This window comes from Rothia sp. HMSC064F07 (assembly GCF_001837265.1).
GTDB lineage: Bacteria > Actinomycetota > Actinomycetes > Actinomycetales > Micrococcaceae > Rothia > Rothia mucilaginosa.
Genome location: NZ_KV831928.1, coordinates 58,407 through 62,818 on the forward strand (window position 1 = coordinate 58,407; position 4,412 = coordinate 62,818).

A 4,412-nucleotide genomic window follows, 5' to 3' on the forward strand; every position below is an offset into this window, starting at 1 on the left:
ATGAAAGTCCCCACCCGAAGGCGGGGAAATGAAAATTCCCACGCCAGAGCACAGAAAAGGGGCGGGCCTCAATGAAAGTCCCCACCCGAAGGCGGGGAAATAGCCACCCGAAACTGACCCGCAATTATGCGGCAGAAACGAGTGCTTTGCGAGAACCTCGCGGCAGGCCTACGCAAAAAGTATACCCAAGCAGCCATTCAGGCATTCAAACACTATTGACAAGCCAAAACATCACGCGAGCGACACGCCAGGATTACGTCACGTGCCAGGTTCTCGCGGAGACAGACAAAGCCTCCAAAGGTCATTATCCCCACCTCTACTACCAGTCCGCAATCGAACTCGTCATTCCTCCGCTCCCCTGCCGCGCGTCGCTAGCGAATGAGCAGCACGCGCCTAAAGAATGAGCGCATCCGATTCGGTCACCTCGCGCGCCCGGCCAATGTAGCTGAAGGTCGGCTCATCAAGACGGGCCAGCAGCCCCAGGTCGCAGAAGAGCACTGAGTCCTCGTCCGGATTGATGAGTTCCTGAACCTCGTCTTTGATGCGTCGCACCTTGGCAGGGGCCGCATCCACAATAAAGACGCTGTACTGAATACGGTCCCCATAACTGAGAATGAGCTTGGCCAGCTTGGCGCGCCGCCGGTCGCTGGGCACGTCATAAGCGATGAGTGTTCGTCGGGCGTCGTCACGCATTATCGTACGGTCACCCCCGTGTACTCGCGGGTGGTTCCGTTAATTACGCCCAGGAGCATGCGGGCTTGCACCTCAATAGCGCGGCGCCACGTCACCGAGTACCCGTAGGTGGGGTGGGTAATCTCCGTGGCCATTCGCTTCTCGAACGCGGCGATGATGGTCTTCCGCCCTTCGGGTGTGAGCCGGTAGCTGCCACCGACCGCGGTGAAGTGCGCCGCTTTGACCTGCTTCCTATTGATAAGAGACACCACCACAGAATCCGCGATGATGGCGCGGAACTCTTCCATGAGGTCAAGCGCGAGCGCCGGCTTATTGCGAGAGCTGCTGTGCAGGAACCCGGCGTGAGGGTCGAGCCCACAGGTGAGGGTCGCTCGGATACATTCTGAACTGAGCATACCGTAGGCATAGTTCAGCAGAATGTTGATGGGGTCGTTGGCGCCTCTCCCCTGCCGCCCGGCCCAGGTCCAGCCGAGTTCGGTGAGCACGTCTTCTTTGAGCATGGTCGCGAAACTACCGAAGTAGAGCGAGGCGGCTTCACCTTCGATGCCGAGCAGCTCCGGGATTGAGGTAGCCTGCGGCGTGTGCTTCTGAATGTCTCGCATGGTGCGGCATACATCTGCGGCGTGGCCGTTGCGGCGCAGCAGGGTCGCTTGGTTTGCAATTTTACTGGCAATCATGGCGGCCGCTATGGGTAGGTGCCCCTGCGCTGAGAGGACATGCTGTTGCACACGGGCCAGCCCATTCGGTCCGGTGCCGGGTTGCGACCAGCCGTAGACTCGGCCGGTGCTGGAGCACCAGATGATGGTGCAGTTGCGCCACATGAGTTCTCGTAGAAGCGCGGAGGAAACGTCGATATTTCCGTGGACAACGAGGCTGTGCACACGTTCGAGGGGTACGCTGCTGATTGTTTCACCGAGGTGTTGCACAATGAGGCGCCCTTGCTGGACGGTCGCTCTTGATCCTTGCGTGGTGAGGTGCGCTACTTGGCTGTCGGGGTTGCTGGCGACGACACGTGTAATGTTTTCTTTTCCGTGGGATTCGTCGGGTAGGCACACGGAGATGTGGGAGCACCAGCTGCAGCGGGGTGAGTCTTCGAGGGGTTGCGGTGCTGTCGGGTTGTCGATGAGTGCGCGGGTGGTGTGTACGTATTCTTCTGCGGTGCGGATGTCTTCATCTGAGATGTCGACGGGCACGGTTTTGTTGTGGTTGGTGAAGTGCACCGCGCATTCGCTGACGGTTTCGCCGGCTTCTTCGAGGCAGATTTTCTGAAGGGCGAGCTGCACCCTGTGGGCGGGTGTGACGGATGCGTTGCGGCGTACGGGTGTTGCTTTGTATTCGATGATGCGGGTAGAACCATCTTCTTGCGGTTCGATAGCATCGCACCGTCCGGTGAGTCCGAGGCGTTTTGATGAGATGGTGACTGCGCGCTGTTGTGTGCCGCGGGATGTTTTGGGGTCGTCGACTCGTTTGTGGGCGGATTGCCCTTCTTGCATTTGTGAGGTGTCGGTCTTTTCGCCATTGGATTCGATCCATGCGCGGCGGGGGCAGTACACGGTGTGCATGACGAGTGAAATAGGAAGTTCGTCGCCTGCACTGTAAGGGGTAGACATCGGTGTCTCCTTGGTGTGAGCGAATATGGTGGGCAGTCAGCTTTGACTGCTTGGTTTTGAGGGTAGCACTGCGGCGGAATGTTTTGGCTTATCAGCGAGTTTATGACGCTATTCCGGCGTGTTGAATTTTCTGCTTGGAGGTGTGGAGGAGGCGGGTAGCAGCTGGCGGGTGGGGTTTGCGGTCGGTGTTTTGGCCTGGTTGCTTCCTGCGCGGCGAAAAGGAAAAGCTCCGTTCCTGGACTGTGATGGGTCCACGAACGGAGCAGGAATAGGTTAGGGAAAGTCCCTACAAAACTGTAGGGAAATCGCTGAGTTGAGAATCTTTCATTATTCGCCTTGACCTCAATGCCTTAATGAATGTCCCTACGAAAAGGTAGGGAAATGAGCGGACGGTTCTCATACACTGCGCCGATATTGAAGCCTCAATGAAAGGGCCCCGCCCAGGGCGGAGAAATGTAACCTGCAGCATCAGCCTGGCGAGCTTCCATAGACCAGCCTCAATGAATGCCCTTCCAAAAAGGAAGGGAAAAGCCAATACACCACGGGGTCACCATAAAGGTGCGCCAGACTCAATGAAAGTCCCTACGAAAAGGCAGGGAAATGCGCGCACCCCACACGTGTACAGGATGCTGGAGTGCCCTCAATGAAAGCCCTTCCCAAAAGGAAGGGAAATGGTCACACAGGCGGGATCATTACGTCCCGCAGTGGCGGCGCCTCAATGAAAGTCTACACCTCAAGGTACTGAACAAGCAGTCCTGCGGTCATCTTGAGGGGATATTGATCTGCCTTATTGAAAGTCCCTACAAAACCGTAGGGAAATTCCTGCACCGCAGGAACACCCTCATGATACTCCTCCATGCCTCAATAAAAGTCCCTCCCCACAGGAGAGAACAGCTCATAATATACACCTGGCTTACTGAGCGTATGAGTCCTCAATGCAAGTCTCCGCTGAAAAGCGGAGAAATTCGCGGGAACTCGCCCGCCGAAAGAAGAAGAGGAGACCTCAATGAAAGCCCCTCCAAATAGGAAGGGAAATCACCGGTGCAGTACATTTGCCACTGAACCTGGTCACGGCCTCAATGAAAGCCCCTCCAAAAAGGAAAGAAAATGATTCCAGGGCGTGAGGGAGTGCCGAGGCTAAGCCCGCCTCGATGAAAGCCCTCCATAAAGGAAGGGAAATTGTTGAAAGCTTCTCCGAGGCGGCGGGTTTCCGTCTCGCCTCAATGAAAGCCCTTCCAAAAAGGAAGGGAAATTCAACACGTCCGTTGATGGCACGTCGCCAATCCCCGCGCCTCGATGAAAGCCCTTCCCAAAAGGAAGGGAAATTATTTCCCGGTTGCTTTCATCTCATGCGCACTGCCGCCTCAATGAAAGCCCCTACGAAAAGTATGGGAAATCGCAAGCGAGCTTCTTTCAGCCCGAGTGTATCACACCCCCTTAATGAAAGCCCTTCCAAATAGGAAAGGAAATCCGACAGGATTTTACGCACCAGTGCTTCGGAACGGCGCCTTAATGAAAGCCCCTCCAAAAAGGAAGAGAAATTCACATGTCCAGCCTCGCCAATGCCCGCGCCACCGCCTCAATGAAAGCCCTTCCCAAAAGAAGGGAAATGCTAGTCGCTGTTGCCTAGCGGTGAGCCAGTCCTGGCCTCAATGAAAGTCCCTCCCAAAAGGAAGGGAAATTTCAAGGAGGGGTTGAACCTTTCGAGCTGCTGACGGCCTCAATGAAAGTCCCTCCCAAAGGTGGGGAAATCTCATAGCCAAATCGCCGGTGATGGTGTTGATATCGACACCTCAATGAAAGGTCCCTACGAAAAAGCAGGGAAATCGTTGTTCGCGTTTATATGCACCATCTGACGGTGTGCCTCAATGAAGGTTCCTCCAAAATTGTAGGGAAATCCGCTACCAGCCCTATGTTCGCGCCGCCGTCGACTGTCCTCAATGAAAGCCCCATCGAAAAGGCAGGGAAATGCGCGCAGGTTGAAGACCGAGGAGCGCGAGTACCGCCTCAATGAAAGCCCTTCCCAGAAGGAAGGGAAATAAGGTGGGGGATTTTGTAGCGCAAGGTGGGGGGTTTTGCCTCAATGAAAGCCCTTCCCAGAAGGAAGGG

The 4,412-nt window shown here is 55.8% G+C and carries 2 protein-coding genes; both read right to left on the reverse strand.

Annotated elements, in window-relative coordinates; translation table 11 throughout:
* Nucleotides 1–393: 393 nt before the first annotated feature.
* Nucleotides 394–693 carry a CRISPR-associated endonuclease Cas2 gene (gene cas2 / locus HMPREF2712_RS08065; RefSeq protein ID WP_083309680.1) on the reverse strand — a complete coding sequence of 100 codons (300 nt, stop codon included), beginning with the start codon at nt 691–693 and terminating at the stop codon, nt 394–396.
* Nucleotides 693–2,303 (reverse strand): CRISPR-associated endonuclease Cas4/Cas1, encoded by a 1,611-nt coding sequence (locus tag HMPREF2712_RS08070; protein WP_070616290.1) that lies wholly within the window; start codon nt 2,301–2,303, stop codon nt 693–695. The genes cas2 and HMPREF2712_RS08070 overlap by 1 nt, the downstream gene beginning before the upstream one ends.
* Nucleotides 2,304–4,412: the final 2,109 nt, after the last annotated feature.